Origin of the sequence: Methylomonas rapida (assembly GCF_024360925.2) — a bacterium.
Lineage (GTDB): Bacteria > Pseudomonadota > Gammaproteobacteria > Methylococcales > Methylomonadaceae > Methylomonas > Methylomonas rapida.
On the sequence record NZ_CP113517.1, the window covers coordinates 2,205,047 to 2,218,911 of the forward strand.

General features: G+C 51.0%; 9 protein-coding genes and 1 CRISPR repeat array. Of the genes, 2 read left to right on the forward strand and 7 right to left on the reverse strand.

Going from position 1 to position 13,865, the window contains the following annotated elements; translation table 11 throughout:
* Positions 1 to 19: 19 nt before the first annotated feature.
* Together NM686_RS10315 and NM686_RS10320 are read right to left on the reverse strand one after the other, a co-directional pair.
* Entirely contained in the window at positions 20 to 1,387 is a 1,368-nt protein-coding gene (locus NM686_RS10315) for a glycerate kinase type-2 family protein (protein WP_255187793.1), read from the reverse strand.
* A gap of 10 nt (positions 1,388 to 1,397) precedes the next feature.
* Positions 1,398 to 2,255, reverse strand: coding sequence for an NADP-dependent methylenetetrahydromethanopterin/methylenetetrahydrofolate dehydrogenase (locus tag NM686_RS10320; protein ID WP_255187794.1), 858 nt, complete (start codon positions 2,253 to 2,255; stop codon positions 1,398 to 1,400).
* Positions 2,256 to 2,451: 196 nt separating this feature from the next.
* Here NM686_RS10320 and NM686_RS10325 point away from each other — a divergent pair, with 196 nt between their 5' ends.
* Both NM686_RS10325 and NM686_RS10330 read left to right on the forward strand, forming a co-directional pair.
* Positions 2,452 to 3,429: a malate dehydrogenase gene (locus NM686_RS10325; RefSeq protein ID WP_255187795.1), complete on the forward strand. Its 978-nt coding sequence runs from the start codon at positions 2,452 to 2,454 to the stop codon at positions 3,427 to 3,429.
* A 193-nt stretch (positions 3,430 to 3,622) separates the two neighbouring features.
* Positions 3,623 to 6,170: a CRISPR direct-repeat array (repeat unit 28 nt; unit sequence TTTCTAAGCCGCCTGTGCGGCGGCGGAC).
* A 579-nt stretch (positions 6,171 to 6,749) separates the two neighbouring features.
* Positions 6,750 to 7,028: an AbrB/MazE/SpoVT family DNA-binding domain-containing protein gene (locus NM686_RS10330; RefSeq protein ID WP_255187796.1), complete on the forward strand. Its 279-nt coding sequence runs from the start codon at positions 6,750 to 6,752 to the stop codon at positions 7,026 to 7,028.
* 109 nt (positions 7,029 to 7,137) lie between these two features.
* Here NM686_RS10330 and cas6f read toward each other — a convergent pair whose 3' ends face one another.
* The 5 genes from cas6f to cas1f are packed head-to-tail and all read right to left on the reverse strand — an operon-like array spanning position 7,138 to position 13,822.
* Positions 7,138 to 7,776, reverse strand: coding sequence for a type I-F CRISPR-associated endoribonuclease Cas6/Csy4 (gene cas6f / locus NM686_RS10335; protein ID WP_255187797.1), 639 nt, complete (start codon positions 7,774 to 7,776; stop codon positions 7,138 to 7,140).
* A 12-nt stretch (positions 7,777 to 7,788) separates the two neighbouring features.
* Positions 7,789 to 8,829 (reverse strand): type I-Fv CRISPR-associated protein Cas5fv, encoded by a 1,041-nt coding sequence (gene cas5fv, locus NM686_RS10340; RefSeq protein WP_255187798.1) that lies wholly within the window; start codon positions 8,827 to 8,829, stop codon positions 7,789 to 7,791.
* Between the two features lie 9 nt (positions 8,830 to 8,838).
* Complete coding sequence (gene cas7fv / locus NM686_RS10345) at positions 8,839 to 9,819, reverse strand: type I-Fv CRISPR-associated protein Cas7fv (RefSeq protein ID WP_255187799.1); 981 nt, start codon at positions 9,817 to 9,819, stop codon at positions 8,839 to 8,841.
* A 2-nt stretch (positions 9,820 to 9,821) separates the two neighbouring features.
* Positions 9,822 to 12,761, reverse strand: a complete 2,940-nt coding sequence (cas3, locus tag NM686_RS10350) for a CRISPR-associated helicase Cas3' (protein WP_255187800.1) — start codon at positions 12,759 to 12,761, stop codon at positions 9,822 to 9,824.
* A 14-nt stretch (positions 12,762 to 12,775) separates the two neighbouring features.
* Positions 12,776 to 13,822 (reverse strand): type I-F CRISPR-associated endonuclease Cas1f, encoded by a 1,047-nt coding sequence (gene cas1f, locus NM686_RS10355; RefSeq protein WP_255187801.1) that lies wholly within the window; start codon positions 13,820 to 13,822, stop codon positions 12,776 to 12,778.
* Positions 13,823 to 13,865 lie beyond the last annotated feature (43 nt).

The following is a 13,865-nucleotide window of genomic DNA, read 5'->3' on the forward strand; positions in this document are numbered from 1 at the left end:
GTGATCTCCTGATAGGGTTTTATTCGGTAATAGGGTGCAGCAATAGTATTTGCAAATCGGCGACATTGGTAGAGGTGGCGCCGGTGATGACTAAATCATTCGAGGCTTTCAGCGCTGTATACGCGTCATTGTCAGCAAGCGCCGCTTCAGGGGCTATGCCGGCCGCGCGCATGTGGGTCAATGTTTGGCCATCGACGAGCCCGCCGGCGGCGTCGGTCGGGCCATCGCGGCCATCGGTGCCCGCGCTCAAAAAAGTCCAATGCTGTTTCAAGCCCAGTTTTTCCATGGCCAGTGCAAACGCCAGCGTCATTTCCTGGTTGCGGCCGCCTTTACCTTGGCCCGTCACAGTCACGGTGGTTTCACCGCCTGCGATCAACGCGACGGGTTGTTGGAGTCCGGCGTGGTAGCGTTGCTTGCAATTCACGGCCAATTGGCTGGCGACCTCGCGCGCTTCGCCGCACAAGCTTGAGTGGTACAGTTCTGCTTCATAACCCAGGGTTTGGGCGGCTTTCATCGCGGCGGCGACGCTGAGCGCGTTGCTACCGATCAGTGTGTGGCTCACATGGTGTAACAATGCGGCGTCAGATTTCAGGGTTTCGTCTCGTAGGCCCCGCTTGCCCTGCTCGAGATGCTCTCTAACCCTGACAGGCGTTTGGTTCCAGAGTTGCCGGGTTTGCAAAATCTCGATCGCCTCGGCAAAGGTCGTATCGTCGGCCACGGTCGGGCCGCTGGCGATCACGCTCAAATCGTCGTCCAAGACATCGGATAATATCATGGCATGCAAATCGGCCGGCGCGGATAGTTTCGCCAAGCCGCCGCCCTTGAGTCGAGAGAGATGCTTGCGCACGCAATTAAGCTGATGAATGCTGGCGCCGCTATTCAACAACAATTGGGTCGTGGTGATTTTATCGGCCAGGCAGAGGCCATCAACCGGGCAGGGGAGTAGCGCCGAGCCGCCGCCCGAGATCAATGCCAACACCAATTCGTTTTTTTGCGCCCGTTGCACGCTTGAGGCCATGATTTCAGCGGCGCGCAGGCCGTTTTCGTCCGGCAGCGGATGACCAGCCGCAAGCACCTCAAAGCCTTCGATGGGCCGGGCGTTCTCGTAGGTGGTGACGATGAGGCCGGGGACTGTCAGTAAATCCGATGGTATGGTGGAACGGGTTGCCTCAGCCATTACGCAGGCGGCTTTGCCAAAGGCTATGACTCGAATCCTATGCCAGTCGCCGCTACGAGTCTGGCTGTTGTCGGCATTGAGACCAAGGCAAAAGCGCCCCGCGCGATTGAGCAGATGCTTGGTAACCGCGGTGGCGGGATCGGCGGCGGCTATGCCCGCCTTGAGCAATTCAAGGCAATGCGCGCGCCGTTCGGCTGCTCGATGAACCATGGCCCCTAATTCAGGCCATGTCTTTGGCCAGTTTGAAGATAACCTCGGCGTCAAGCACCTGTTTGTTATCTTCAAAAAGCTTGGCAATGCAGGCCCGGTGCAGGGCTAATTTCAACGCGCCAAAGCCGATCGCGCCCCAAATGATTTTGCCGTGGCGGTCCTTGCCTTTGTCCATGACTTCCGTGCCGCCAATGCCGACTGGCGGGGTAGCATTGGCATCAGCCAATACTTCCAGATTCGGGTTGTTCTGCCAATGTTCCGGTTTCAACAATTCCACCCCCGCAGCGCCGGTGGCGAAGACGATGTGGGCGTCTTGAATCGCGGCTGCCCGCGCATCGAAATCATCAGCCTGGATCGGGGTAATGTCGACGTTAAAACGCTCCTTCATCGCGAAACAAGCCTTTTCCGCGTTGAAAATATGTCTTGAGGTAATGCAGACTTCCGCGCCTTCCAATGCCATCATCGCGGCGGCGCGCTGGCCAACCGGCCCTGTACCCGCCAGTACCACCGCTTTTTTGCCGGCCAGCGCGGTGCTTTGTGCAATTCTTGCCACCGCGGCGGCAGCCGTGGTGTTGCTGCCATTGCTATCCAGCATCACGGACACTTGAAAGCCAGGAAAAAAATGCTTTTGCACCGCGGCCAATAACATTTGGCCGGCCTCCATGTTGCTGCCGCCAACGAAGATGGCGGTATTTTTCTTGTCTTTGGGCGCGCGGGTAAAAATGCAGCCTTCAACCAATGCGCCGACATTTTCCGGAGTAAGTCCGCCATGGCCGATGACATGATCGGCGCCGCCATCGTAAGCCACGACCGTGTCGAAGGCCGAGGGGTGCGTGTCGGTGTCGAACTGGAATAGCAATTTTTTCATTCACTTACCTGAAATATAGGGGGCGTTCGTTTTGAGGCGCGCCATTATACAAGGATATTTACCGGGTCGCCTCACAATCCAATAAGCTTTGACCAAACGCGGAATGTGGTATCGTTTGCGGCAAAAAGAGTGTGGACGCGCGTACCTTGCATTCGGCGCCGTTCGTCATCAACACCCAATAATTAAAAAGGAAGCCATGAAAACACCCGTCGATATTGCCGTGACAGGCGCTGCTGGCCAAATTAGCTACTCATTGTTGTTTCGTCTGGCGGCGGGAGACTTGTTGGGACCCGATCAGCCCATCGTACTGCGCTTGTTGGAAATTACCCCGGCATTGGAGGTGCTGAAAGGGGTAGTCATGGAATTACATGATTGCGCCTTTCCGCTGCTGCACAAGGTCGTCATCACCGATGACCCCAAAGTGGCCTTCGATAACGTCGATTATGCCTTCCTGATTGGCGCCAAGCCGCGCCGACACGGCATGCTCAGGAGCGATTTGCTATCGGAAAACGCCGAAATTTTCATCGTGCAAGGGCGGGCGTTGAACGAAGCCGCCAGTCGCAACGTCAAGGTATTGGTCACCGGCAATCCGGCCAACACCAACGCCTACCTTGCCATCAGTCAGGCACCCGATCTGGCGCCGGAATGTTTCGCGGCGATGACGATGCTGGACCACACGCGCGCAGTCAGTCAATTGGCGCAAAAATGCGGGGTACTGACCAAGGACATCAAAAACATCACGGTGTGGGGCAATCACTCCTGCATGCAGTATCCGGACCTGCATCATGCCCGCGTCAAGGGACAGGAGGCACTGTCGCTGGTTGAGCATGACTGGTTCGTCAACGAATTTTTACCGACCGTCCAGCATCGCGGCACGGAAGTCATCAAGACTCGTGGTCAATCCAGCGCGGGTTCCGCGGCCAATGCGGTGATCAAGCACATGTCTACCTGGATAAACGGCACCGATGACGGCGATTGGGTCAGCATGGCGGTGCCTTCGGATGGTAGTTATGGTATCGAACCGGGCTTGGTGTTTTCGTTTCCGGTGACGGTGACAAACGGCCAGTACAACATCGTAAAAGGCCTGGATTTGAATGAATTCAGCCTGGAAAGACTGCGGCAAAATCAGGCCGAGTTGATCGAAGAGCGGCAAATGGTCAGGCATTTGCTTTAACAGGCTCTTGATTTTATTCGTCTCTGAGGTTTACGGTCTGCTTGTGGGGTTAGACTGGTCTGGACGGTTCGCCGCAGGAACCCATAGGGGCTTGAAAGACAAATACGCATTCCCATGCAGGAGCGCGGGAACGAGGAAAAGCCATCTGTACGGCGGCGGACTTAAAGACTTTCGTCAATTCGCGCCTGGCTGATTTCTAAGCCGCCTGTGCGGCGGCGGACACTCAGCTCGCGTAAACGGTCAATTCACCCTGTTTCTAAGCCGCCTGTGCGGCGGCGGACAACCACTTGCGCTTAGTCGCTTAAATTTAATATTTCTAAGCCGCCTGTGCGGCGGCGGACTTGCCAACGGCGGTAAGCTTGGTACAAATAATTTTCTAAGCCGCCTGTGCGGCGGCGGACTATCGGCCTGTCCACCGACATTTAATTCCTGTTTTCTAAGCCGCCTGTGCGGCGGCGGACGGGGCCGTCAAAGGGTTGGTTGGGCCAAAAATTTTCTAAGCCGCCTGTGCGGCGGCGGACAAAACGAAAAGGCAAGAATGGGAGCCGGAAAATTTCTAAGCCGCCTGTGCGGCGGCGGACCTACGGCAAAGTGATATTCCGCAGCTACGACATTTCTAAGCCGCCTGTGCGGCGGCGGACTCTTAATATAATAAAATGTCAATCCAAGGCTTTTTCTAAGCCGCCTGTGCGGCGGCGGACTTATGACATGACTCAAACCAGTCCAGGTTTTTTTTCTAAGCCGCCTGTGCGGCGGCGGACGGTGATTATCAAAAAGGCAATATTACACATAATTTCTAAGCCGCCTGTGCGGCGGCGGACAGCCCAATGGTAAAGGGCGAACGCTCTATATTTTTCTAAGCCGCCTGTGCGGCGGCGGACATGCCTTTCCGGATTTTGAGCCGGAAATAAAATTTCTAAGCCGCCTGTGCGGCGGCGGACGCATATACGAAAAAGGTCTCCAGCTTGCTAATTTTCTAAGCCGCCTGTGCGGCGGCGGACAGATTTTCGTTATCGCGCGGTTGAGTCTGAACTTTCTAAGCCGCCTGTGCGGCGGCGGACAAGATTTCTCGCTCTTCATCATTAAGAATATCTTTCTAAGCCGCCTGTGCGGCGGCGGACTTGAACAACTCGCGCAACAGATACTTTCTATCTTTCTAAGCCGCCTGTGCGGCGGCGGACCATGGGTTATCCGGGGGGCGTGGAACAATACCTTTCTAAGCCGCCTGTGCGGCGGCGGACATGCGGAGGACTGTTCAAACGACGCGATTTCTTTTCTAAGCCGCCTGTGCGGCGGCGGACGATTGATGAACTCAACAAAGCCACGATTGATTTTTCTAAGCCGCCTGTGCGGCGGCGGACCGCCTTTTGCGCCTGACGTGCCGATGTTTATATTTCTAAGCCGCCTGTGCGGCGGCGGACACACGGAAGTGAGCGATGAACAGGCCGCCGAATTTCTAAGCCGCCTGTGCGGCGGCGGACACGGTTATCGCCATGAGCGGCATTCGTCGAGATTTCTAAGCCGCCTGTGCGGCGGCGGACCCCCACAGCCGGTACCCGTCCTTTTGAATGATTTTCTAAGCCGCCTGTGCGGCGGCGGACAAACTATGCCGCTGGCTGAAAAATATTTGACATTTCTAAGCCGCCTGTGCGGCGGCGGACCAATAATTCTTCTGGTGGTTCTGGAACGTCTTTTTCTAAGCCGCCTGTGCGGCGGCGGACATGCAGCAACAATAAACGATATAACTTATTCATTTCTAAGCCGCCTGTGCGGCGGCGGACCAATAATTCTTCTGGTGGTTCTGGAACGTCTTTTTCTAAGCCGCCTGTGCGGCGGCGGACAAATCTACAAGCAATTCACCGATTTTTTTAAATTTCTAAGCCGCCTGTGCGGCGGCGGACAACAATTTGGCGGGGTTCCTAGCTTACCTTCATTTCTAAGCCGCCTGTGCGGCGGCGGACTGCCGATCAGCATGGCAACGTTTTTTGCTACTTTTCTAAGCCGCCTGTGCGGCGGCGGACGTGCCACTTTGTGGGTGACTAAGCCAACTAGTTTTCTAAGCCGCCTGTGCGGCGGCGGACCTAAAACTCAGTTGGTTACGCTTCAAGAAAATTTTCTAAGCCGCCTGTGCGGCGGCGGACATGGCACAATTGTTATTACCTGGGCCAATTTATTTCTAAGCCGCCTGTGCGGCGGCGGACTTTGAAGTTTTGCCTGATCCTTGTTGCGTTCATTTCTAAGCCGCCTGTGCGGCGGCGGACAACCAGCACGGCCACCGGATTGCCGGGTAAGCTTTCTAAGCCGCCTGTGCGGCGGCGGACATAGCGCGGATAGCCCCTAGCATCGGCCTAAATTTCTAAGCCGCCTGTGCGGCGGCGGACATTTTTCCGTTTCTGGTCGTGGCTGAGTCTCTTTTCTAAGCCGCCTGTGCGGCGGCGGACACGCATTGTTGAGTCAGCCGGCAAACCTGTTTTTTCTAAGCCGCCTGTGCGGCGGCGGACTAGCTAACTAACGAATTAGTTGCAAGACTAACTTTCTAAGCCGCCTGTGCGGCGGCGGACTGATGGGCGAAGGAACATTAGTTACAGCAAATTTTCTAAGCCGCCTGTGCGGCGGCGGACATCCATTGCAATGCATAATCGGCGGTTATATTTTTCTAAGCCGCCTGTGCGGCGGCGGACAAACTATGAAACTATGGCAGATTTGTATTACTTTTCTAAGCCGCCTGTGCGGCGGCGGACTGATTATAAATAAACGGAAAGTCGGTTGCGACAAGGGTTGCGGGCGGTTTGACCTATTTTTACCATCCGCAAAACTGTTATTCGTAACCGGCTGATTTAGTTCAGATTGTTAAAGAGCGGGAAATTTTGGGTCAAAACTCCGGCACGTTGGCGGCACTATTTCAGACCATTGGCGCTGAAACTACCGGCCATCGGCGCAGCGACTTCGGTTTTACTAATCTAATCTACAAACAAAACGCCTGCCCACCGCTCAAGCTTTACAAGCTTATGAACGGCAAGGCCTCGGAAGGCTTGAACTTATCGCAATAGCGAAATGCCAGATGACAATCCTAGTCCGTTAACTTTGTCGGTACAATATCGTCATTAGGAGTAACGCTATGACAATCAAGAACGACAAACTAAAAAATGCCAAAGCAATAGCTTCTGATTTAAGTTTGGCAGAGCGGTAGTCCCCGTTAGACAAAAGCACGCTTTGGCGGCAAACTACATTTACCAATCAGGATTGGAAAATGATTTTCGACATGGAGGCTAACCCGACGGAACCGACCGAACGCATGAAAAAAGCGCTATGGACCTATAATGAAATTACCGGCGACCAAAATTCGATTGACTCCAATTGTTACAGTAGATTATCAAGGAGATGCAATGGCTCGATTAACCCGCAAAAGACAGGTGACCTTACCGAAAGCCGTTTGTAATGCCATTGGGTTTCAGGCAGGAGACTTCGTTGATGTCTTTGCCCACGATGGAATGATACATGTTGTTAAAGTGGACTCTGATAATTTAGCCGCGAAATCTAACGACTCAATCAAATGCAAAGATTTACCGACAATCGACGACATCAAAAACAGCCAGTAAACAACTTTTTCCCATCGCCGATAATCCTAGCCGCAGGCGTATTGAACTCGCTCTACGGCTATTAATTCCTAAAAGCAGTCTAGGTAAATGCCAGCTCACCCAAGACTATTCAAAATTCCGGTACGGTGGCGGCACCGCTTAGGCCGTAAGCGCTAAAACTACCGGCCACTGGTGCGGCGACTTCGGTTTTCGCGATCCACAAACAAAATGTCTGTCCGCCACTCAAGCTTTGCAAGCGAATAAACGGCAAGGCCACCGACGGCACGGGCATGTCGGCATAACGAAAGGTCGTCGAATAACTGGCGTCGCCGGTCGGCGCTTGTAGTTCCACGGTCGTTGTCAGCGCGGTTTCCAGGTCCATGCCGTGGCGTTTGGCGTAACGCCGGGCCAAACGCTCGGGATTGGTCTTGGGCCGTTCGCGCCGGTAAACCGCATAACCCGCCACCTTGGCAGGCACTGGCCGGATGGAAGTGCAATGCACGTAGTCGCTAAGGCGCGCCAAGCGTTGCGGCGCGTTGAAGCGTTCTAGCCTGGCTATGTCGGCGGCGAACAGACGGCATTTACTGCCTAATACGCCGTACTTTTCTCCCATTTTGTATTCCGGTAGCGATAAGCCGATAGGAACGCGCTTTTGATCATCCTGATTTTCCACGAAGCCGAGGTGGAGTTGTTCGAATGCTCGGGACCAAAGTTTGAATAGGCTGAAATCAGGGGCAGGTAATAACGTAATTTCAATGTAATAGTTCATGTTGTTTTCCGGTCAGCGAATAACATCGACATAAGCCAACCCCTTTTTTCCCAAATAGAAGCTGGAAACGCCAGCGGCTTCGATCATTTCTTTGAGTTGTTGGGCTTTGTTTTCTGGAATATCAATGTGAATATCTAGCGTACCGTTGGCTTTGGTTAGTAAGGACACTCCTTCCGTATTGCGCCGATCCAACTTATAGGGATTACCCCAGATTGGCTTTTCACCGCCGGTGACAAAGTTTTTCATGAAATCTCGTGTCCCATTAAATCCTCGCTTAGAATAACCATACACGAAGGTATTAGTCCCTCTTCTGTTACAAGCAGTTGTCATATCATATTTTTTCTTGAGTCGTTCCAATTGAATATATAACGCCGCTGCATAGAGTCTTATTGGTTTTAACTTGTCTGCTTCAATGTACTTTTCTTCAGGAAACACTGTTTTCATTATTGAAACCACATTGATGATAGCTTCATCACATGTCATTGGCTTCATAACGTCGCGTAGATATAGCGATCGTTCCAGAACAGATGACAAGCTAATATCAACAGAACTAGGTAAATCAAATGCAAATGAACTATCAGTTAAAAAAGACTTGAGCTCTTCAAATGACAACCAAAGCACTCCCCAAAACTCTCTGGAGTAATCAGAAATAAATGCAGGATGATTACCCTTAATCATGCCTGAAAATGAGTTCTGGTCGGTATTGCCCTCCATATTCCGTATATAAACCGTCTCGGTGTTAATAGGATTACCCGCATTTTGCTGATCATCAAACGATATATTATCTTCCAGGCCTAAAAAGAAATAATTTGGACAGTTCCTGGACTGATACAGCTTTCTTTGATCGCCAATAAGCCGATTCAAGATACCCATCACCGTATCATGAGTAATTTCCCGCTTAATAAAATTTGGATAATTGCCGTTGCCATCGCGCTTGCCCAAGGTGGTCATTGAGCCGACAAACGGACGGCCGTTTTTGGGCAAAGGTTCGTTATTGGAGCCATCCAAAAATGAGTTTCGCCAAGACGCTTCGTATTTAATAGTAATACGCATGGCACTTCCTTATTTTGCGTAAAAATAAACCGCATAGGGTGCCTTTGCTTCTTCGTTAATTCCGGCCGGGTTGCGTTTTATACGCATCATTTTGTTGCTGTCGTTGTAATCGGCTAGTAGGCTATCAACATACATATAGCCTTTGGCTTGGCGAATACTCAGCTCTTCGATCATGCGCAAGGTTTCCTTGACTAAAATGTCGATGGCTTCGTTATCCAATAAAATACCGACCTCACCTTCTTCGAATATCGTGCCGCCACGCACGTAGTTTTGATGAAATATTGCTTTTGGATTCCGGCTAGGATCGATGGTTTTAATAAACTCTTGTACTGCCTGGGCAACTTTTTCGCCTTCGCCGTCTTTGATAACCATCGCGGCGCGGTCGAATTTTTTATCTAACGAAATAAATTGCAATTGCTCGATACTAATTGAGCCGTAAGCCAAATATTCGGTTTCACCAAATGTGGTTTTGGAGAAAAATGAATTGCTGGCAACATCATCGCCTTTGTCATCCTTATCTTTTTCTTTAGTACCTGAACGTCCCATTTGTTCGAAATTTCCTTTGCCCAATTGATCGACGAAATCTTCCAATAATAGCGGACTAGTGCGTTTACATTGGCTGGAAGGGACTACATATCCGCGAACCAATCCAGTAATTGATTTCAATACAGAAAGTAGATTTTTATCCTTGGCATAATGCAGATCATAAGCTTGGTCCTTGAATAAATGGTGTCGAATGCAGTTTTGACTGATATACATCGGCGTTTCTTTGAAGTCGATGTCCGTGGGCTCTTTTTTGTACTTAAAGCCTTTCTCACTGACTTTTCCTGTCAAATTTGTATAGCCTCGTAATTTAGGCAACGTATGATTATCTAAGTCTTTTGTAGCACCCTCTGGTCTTAGCGCAGTTGGACCATTCCAGTTGACCACTCCATAGCCGTAAGCAACCACTTTAAAATCCACGCTTTTAATACCGGTAATTTTTTGCATACTTAATCCTCATTTGTTGTTAATTGCTTGATTGAAATTGCGCCGATGGGCTGTTTTTCACAGATAGCGTAGTAGATAGCATAACTATGCCGTGAAGATTCTCCGCCTACTCTACTTAAATCATCGGGCGTATAGCTTGTATAAATTGGAAATTCCGGATCTCTGGCAAATCCTTCAATAACTTTATTCCTAAGAGACATTCTATTTTCAGGAATACCTTTAATCGGATGCGTTGGATCAATATTCCCATGTTTTTTGGCCATATAGCTAATCAAGTCCAGATTGTTCAATAGCGTCAAATCATCGGTTAGATTGTCAATTTCCTCAATTTCACGAATAGGCATGGTGTAAGCATATTCATTCAAAAAAATTGGATTTTCAGGATTATTTAAATCGCAGACTGCCATTTGCACAAACCGGTTTTCGCCACGTAACGAATGTTTGCTGATTTTTGCGCGACCTTTCTCCGTGGTTTTCTTCGGCGGGATGGTAATCGGATCGACGACCTTATTTTGAATAAGCTGTACACCTTGTTTAAAGCATGCCAATAAATCCGCTTCCATGGCCTGTTTGGCTTGCGGCATTTCGTGAAAATTTCGGTACAGTTTGTAGAGTTTAGGCAATTGAATGGTTTGGTTTTCAATCTCTTCGGCTTGCAAGAATTGATACCAAGCCTTGGTGGCGGCGAAAGAATATTGTCGGGCTAAGAATCGCGCCGCCGCTCCGGTGCCTTTGCCTTGATGGATTGATTCCGGCACGGCCACGCTGTAAATATTGGCTGTCGAATTGGCGCCGAATCGGTCGAGCCGGCCCAAACGCTGTAGAAAGTTTTCGGCAGTGGTCAATTCAGACACCATGTAGTCGCTGGTGATATTTAACGATGCCTGGACAATCGGGCCGGCGCGCAAGACCTCGAATTTACGGGCTCCGTCTTTCTTGAATGATTCGTAAACTTCGTCGAATAATCTGTGTTTGTCGCTTTTTTTGAACTTGGAATGCAGCAATACCGCGTTTTCGCCGTTTTGGTTGCGAATAAAGCTTTTTTGTGCGGTTTGGGCGGTATTGCTAATCACGATGGTATTGCCGCTTTGGCGCTGATACAACGGATTGCTTATGTCCTGTTGCGTTTCATCGAATACTTTGAATTCAATGCGGTACTCGCTGGGATTGAAACTGGGCATTTCGATGATGTCTTCCGGCTGAATCTCCATGACGGTATTCAGAAAGAAATAATGCGGTGTGGCGGAAACCAACAAGGTATTGGCGCTGCTGCCTTGTGATTTTTTGCATTCGACCAGTTCGGCAAACAGCAGGTTGAACGCTGGCATAGCGACATACTCGTGAAATTCATCGAATACCACATGAGCGTTCAGCACATTTATCAAGGTGTTTACTTTTGTGTGGCTGATGATGGCTCCGAATACTTGATCTATGGTCGTAATCACGACGTCGCCGGAAAAATAATCGTCTTCCAACGTCGCTTTTCCCCATTCCTTTGTGAATTTGAATTCGCCAGTGTTGATTTCGATCTTGGCGTCCGGCAGATATTGCTCGGATGTCAGTTCCAGAAATAAGCCCTGACACACTTGCACACGAGGACAAATCCAAATGATTTGCTGGGCGTTTTTTAATTGCGCCCATTCCAGTGCAATCTTGGTTTTGCCGCATCCCGCTGGCCCGGCCAAAACGGCAACATCGTTTACCTTGCTGAGCTTTACAGCGATTTCATGTTGCTTGTCGGTTCTGTCACCGGAAGGAAATTGTTGCATACAAGTCTGGATTTGCGACCCCAAGTTGCTTTCCAGCAGCAAGGTTTCGTCGACCAAACGGTACAAGGTTTTATGTTTGATATGGTCATGCAAGTCGTCAAAGGACAAGGCGGAAATCAAGCGGTCGGCGGAAATGACGCAAGCCCGCGTCAAGTTATGCACGGCGTTGGCGGTGATGTGCCGGCGATACTCGTCGATGCGATTTTCCAGTTCATAGGTTTTGTAGCTGGGCAGTGGCGTAGTTTTGATAGTTTCCAAAGTATCCAAGTCCACCGTCTCGCTGTAGATTTTGGTAATCAGCGAAGTCTCGGCATTTCGATATTTGCAATCAATTTCGCCGACCTGCTGTAGCAGCCGTTGTGCTTTCTCAACGATTTCCGAAAAAGATAGGGTCGTTAAGTTAGCGTTGAATTTTTTGTAGATTCCGCCAAACGTCGAAAACTCTTGATCCTTCTCTTTGCGAAAGGGTTTGGCATGGTGCCAATAAATAGTGTGTTTAATCGCGTTCTTGTGGCCGGTGCTAATGCCTTTGAACGAAATCGGATCGAGCAATTGATAGAGCAAAACAGAAATTTCGTTGTGCCGAGGATGTTTCTCGAAGCTGAATTTGCTGTCGTCTATGTGCTGGCCGTCTTCCGCCTGAAAGTCTTTTTTCTTCGGGTTTCTGGTCCAATCCTGGAAGGCCGGGTCGATTTTGCCGAGATCGTGTAAACAGCCGGCAACGAAAGTCGCCTCCATTTCATTTTGTTTATCCGGCGTTAAGCGGGCTAGCAACTGTTCCGCGACGTAACCGACGGCGAACAAATGTTCGGCTAGCGCTTGCAAATGGGTATTGGCGTAAAGGAAATTTGGGTTGGGCGCTTGCTTGGGTAAATCCATTATCAGTTCCTTGGTGGTGGTATTGACTGGCACGATGCCTTGCGAATTGAATTGTTCCCGATTCCCTACCACCCAAACCAACTCGCTGCGACTGCGCGACCTGATCCAATGGCAGGCGACGGCGGTATTCTTGGTGGCGGTTTTGCGTAGTAGGGTTTTGACGGCGATCAGGCCTTCTTCGGTGATGACGGTTTGCCAGGTGTTGTCGCCGATGCGGTTGGCGAAGGCGTCGAGGACGCGGCGGGTGCGGGCCAGGGCTTTTTTCTGGCATTGGCTAACGAAGGTGACCATCATGTTGGGAAACCCTCCTATTTATCAATGTCTTGTGGTTTTAGTTCCCCTTCACCCTGGCCCTCGACAAACGCTCCCGGCGTTGTTCTACCTCCTGCATTCTTGCAGTCGTCTCCCTCAGGGAGAGGGGGATTAAGTGCCTGTTGCTTGACCTGCTCGAACATGAAATCCAGTGCCCTGTGTTCAGTGAACTTTTGCAGGATTTGCTGGCGGAATTCCTGTTCGCTCATTTTTTCCTTGGCGCAGACGAAGGCCCAGGGCAGGACGATGGCGTCCTTGACCAGGTCGGCGACATCGAATACCAGCGCGCCGCGCCGGGTCTTGCCGTGCATCACCGCGAAGCCGTGCGGAATGCCCAGTACCCACAAGGTGCTTGCGGCCAGGCCGTAAGCCAGGTAGTTGCCGTGGTTCAGAAAGCCGTTGGCGAGGTCGGTGGCGTCGTGGTCGCGGCTGAAATCGGTGTGTTGGGTGGCTTTTGCGGCATAGCGGTAGAGCTGCTTGGTCAAAAGCGCTTCGCGTTGCAGCAGGTCGCCGACCTTGCCGGCTTGTTCGATTTGCGCGGCGTAGCCATCCAGCGCGGTGGCGATGGCGTTGTCGTCGGCAAAGATGTTTTCGGCTTGCAGTTCGCGGTCTTTGCTCCAGACTTTGCGGATGTAATCAATGCGGGCCTGTTGAAAAGTTTTGGCCACGCTCAAGCGCTGTCCGTCGTCGAACCAGAGTTTTAGCCAGCCTTGCACGTATTCGGTGGGTCGGTATTCGCTTTGCGGCGTCAGCCATTCGATTTCGCAGCCGCTAAACAAGGGCGTGCCTCCGCCGCCGCAAAAGCCGACCAATACCCCGGCGCTGGCCAGCATGCGCATCGCGGCCTGGGTAATCGAGGTGCCGGTGCCGAGCAGGATCACGGTGGTATTGGCGATCGGGATGTTCCAATACAGATTTTCGTCCTTGGCTTCGGTCAGATACAGTACGCGGCCGTCTTTTTGCATCACCCGGCATTTTTCCAGGTAGTAAATGTTGGCGCGTTTGGAATGCAGGATGGCTTTTAAGTCGGTGAGTTGTTCCATAACCTGTTCATAACTCCGTTTAACGAGATGTTTCGTTGCTTGA